This window comes from Vibrio sp. 1078-1, assembly GCF_033340475.1.
This window is the reverse complement of record NZ_JAWOWM010000859.1, coordinates 1-526: the sequence shown is the minus strand read 5'-3', so window position 1 is coordinate 526 and position 526 is coordinate 1. Positions and strand designations below refer to the sequence as shown.

Below are 526 nucleotides of genomic sequence, written 5' to 3'. Positions count from 1 at the left end.
TGCCCCAGAAATTGTTGTTAAATCCGCAAGCAGGGCAAGGAATAGTAATGATCTCGCTGGTGGAGTCGGGTTTTGGATCTCCTACTTCTGGCTGATACAAATCGTAGCTGTTACCCGCGTAATCGAGTACCAGACATTCATTTTTACCTTCCGATAAACGCAAACCTCGTCCAACAATTTGTTGATATAAGCTGACCGACTCAGTGGGGCGCAAGATGGCAATCAAATCCACATGAGGCGCGTCAAATCCGGTGGTTAACACAGAGACATTAACCAAGTATTTGATTTCGCGATTTTTGAAAGCTTGAATGATCGCATCGCGCTCTGGCGTTGGAGTGTCACCAATGACGATGGCGGTTTCGCCTTCTGGCAGCAGGCCGTGAATTTCTTGAGCATGTCGAACTGTTGCAGCAAAGATCATCACGCCTTTACGCTCTCTCGCGTATTGAATGATTTGTTCCACAATCTGAGGAGTGGCGCGTTTGGCTTTGTCGATAACCATGTCCATTTCCGCTTCTTTGTAGCG

At 47.3% G+C, this 526-nt stretch carries 1 protein-coding gene; it reads right to left on the bottom strand.

What is annotated here, in order from left to right:
• Positions 1-526 (bottom strand): DEAD/DEAH box helicase (locus R7190_RS30485; RefSeq protein WP_318138294.1); only part of this gene is annotated, 526 nt, incomplete at both ends.